1 protein-coding gene is annotated in these 604 nt (G+C 71.0%); it reads left to right on the forward strand.

Annotation, left to right across the window (positions count from 1 at the left end; genetic code table 11):
- Positions 1–604 (forward strand): FAD-dependent oxidoreductase (locus AC2JF9_RS08220; RefSeq protein WP_500726819.1); only part of this gene is annotated, 604 nt, incomplete at both ends.

Consider the following 604-nt stretch of genomic DNA (forward strand, 5'->3'; position numbering starts at 1 on the left):
CCTGACGGCCGTGGTCGACGCCGACGGCAGCTATCTGTTCGACGACCTGCCGCCTTCGGACCAGACCGGATACACGGTCACGCAGATCGTGCAGCCTAACGGCCTTTCGGACGGCCTGGACAGCAATGGCGGCGGCGCTGGGGATGTCGTCCCCAATTCCGCCGGACGCGCCGCTCCTGAGGACATAGTGGTTGGCGTGCTCGCCCCGAACCAGGCGCTGACCGGGCGCAACTTCGGCGAGATTCCGACTTCCAGCCTGTCGGGCCGGGTGTTCCTCGACCTCAACGCCAATGCGACGCTCGACCCCAGCGAGACGACCGGCATCGCCAATGTCGTGATCCGGATCACCGGGACCAACGACCTGGGCGCGGCCGTCGACTGCATCGAGGAGGCGGAGGGCCGCGCGACCGGGGTGCGGCTGGCGGACGGGCAGGTGCTGCCCGCCGACATGGTGATCGTCGGCATCGGCATCGTCCCCGCCGTCGCCCCGCTCGCGGCGGCGGGCGCGCGCTGCCCGAACGGGGTGGAGGTGGACGGCCGGTGCCGCACGAGCCTGCCCCACGTCCATGCGGTCGGCGACTGCGCGCTGCATGCGAACCGCTTC

This window comes from Lactobacillus sp. C449L (assembly GCF_059900815.1).